This window comes from Blastomonas sp. (assembly GCF_041747255.1).
Taxonomy (GTDB): domain Bacteria; phylum Pseudomonadota; class Alphaproteobacteria; order Sphingomonadales; family Sphingomonadaceae; genus Blastomonas.
Genome location: NZ_JBGTFM010000156.1, coordinates 1 through 2,030, shown reverse-complemented (window position 1 = coordinate 2,030; position 2,030 = coordinate 1). Strand labels below are relative to the sequence as shown.

Here is a 2,030-nt window from a genome sequence, read left to right as displayed (position 1 = left end):
GCGCAGCGCCTCTGCCAATGGCCAGACCTTCTCTGTGCCCAGATTGACGTCAAGGATGGCACTGTCAAAGCCGCCTGCGGCAACCGCAGCGATGCCAGCAGCCACAGAGTCGACGGTGGACGTCACCTGATGGCCCAGCAGATCAAGAAAATCTTCGAGCAACAGGGCAATCATGGCTTCATCTTCAGCAACCAGGATATTGCGAGCAGGTGCCATAGTGGTTCGAACTTTCAATTGCCTGGCGCCGTCGCCCCGGCCAGTGCCCCCTGCACGGCCTCCACGATCTGCGCTACTGAGAATGGCTTAGCAAGAAAATGCACCTGATCAATCGCGATGCTTTGCCGCAGCGTTTCTTCAGCATAGCCGGACATGAACAGGATCGGTAAATCGGGCATGCGCTTGCGGATTTCGTTCGCCATGCCCGGTCCGTCGAGATTGGGCATGACGACATCGCTGACCACCAGATCGAATGGCCCGTCGCTCGCCAGCCGCTCAAGCCCTTCCTCACCATCGCTGGCGGTGACCACAACAAAGCCCTGCCGGGTGAGTGCGCGTTCGGCGACGGCGCGCACCATATCCTCATCCTCAACCAGCAGCAGGCGCGCGTTGCCCCACTGTCCGCTGCTGACCTTGACCGGCTTGCGGCTGCGCTGCTCGACCGCACCGCCACGATAAACGGGAAAGTAGATCGAGAACGTCGTGCCCTTGCCGGCTTCCGACTCGACAAAGATATAGCCGCCCGATTGCTTGACGATGCCGTAGACGGTCGACAACCCAAGACCGGTGCCCTTGCCGACATCCTTGGTGGTAAAAAACGGCTCGAAAATCCGGCTCTGGATATCGGGCGCGATGCCGATGCCGGTGTCCTCCACCAGTATCGCGCTATAGTCTTCGGTGGGCAGGATATCGCTGGCCAGCGCGCGCACGTCTGCCGCAGTCACCTTGCGGGTGCGCAGGGTCAACGTGCCCCCCGGGGGCTTCTTGGCGAGCATCGCATCGCGCGCGTTGACCGCGAGGTTCATGATCACCGGGCCAAGCTGTCCGGGGTCTGCGCGCACTGCCCCCAAATCGCGGTCATGCTGCACCTCGAGCACGATCTTCTCGCCAATCAGCCGCTTGAGCAATTCTGAGGTTTCGGACACGATATCGGGCAGTTGCAGCACCTGCGGTCGCAGGGTCTGCTGGCGCGAGAACGCGAGCAACTGGCGGGTCAACGAGGCGGCGCGGTTGGAATTGCTGCGGATGTGCTGGATGTCGTCATAGTCGCTGTCACCCGGGCTATGGCGCATCAGCATAAGATCACAGTGGCCGATGATGGCAGTCAGCACATTGTTGAAATCATGCGCGACCCCGCCCGCCAACTGACCGATCGCCTGCATCTTGCTTGCCTGCGCGACCTGCCGCTTGAGGCGGCTTTCTTCGCTGTTGTCCTTGATCGACAGCAGCACTGCAGCATCGCCCATGCCGCGCAGTCCGGCGAGCGACAGCGTCACCGGCTCATCAGGCAGGTTCTTGAGGCGCACTGTCAGGTCGCCCGCCATCGCCTGTCCGCTGGCGTGCCTGCGCACCGCATCGGCGAGCGCGCCCTTGTCCTCGCGCACGATCAGGTCGCCGGGATAAGGCGGCAGGGCATCCGCGCCAATTCCGGCAGCGCGCGCGAAGGCATCGTTGGCGAAGAGGAAGCGGCCGTCGCGATCGCTCATCGCCAACCCAACAGGCAGCAGCCCAAGCAGCGTCTGCACATAGCCGAGCGCGGTGCCCTTATCGACGCCCCCCGCCTCACCATCGACCAGCACCACCAGTGCCGGTGCCTGTTCGCGCTCGGTCTGATCGATCACCAGCAACGGGTCGACCAGCGGCAGGTGGAACAGCCGCAATGGCACGCCCTTGGGCCCCTCGCGCTCAAAAAAGATACGGTTGCGTTCATCAGCGCGCAGAAAGCTCGCCAGATCGCGGCCAATGACATTGCCGGCATCGACCCCGGCGGCGCGCGACGCGAACGCGCTGTTGGCGGCGCGCACCCGGCCTTC

1 protein-coding gene is annotated in these 2,030 nt (G+C 63.3%); it reads right to left on the bottom strand.

The annotated features are described in order from the left end of the window. Window positions 1–230: 230 nt before the first annotated feature. Window positions 231–2,030 (bottom strand): response regulator (locus ACEW8G_RS05615; protein ID WP_373487459.1); only part of this gene is annotated, 1,800 nt, incomplete at its 5' end.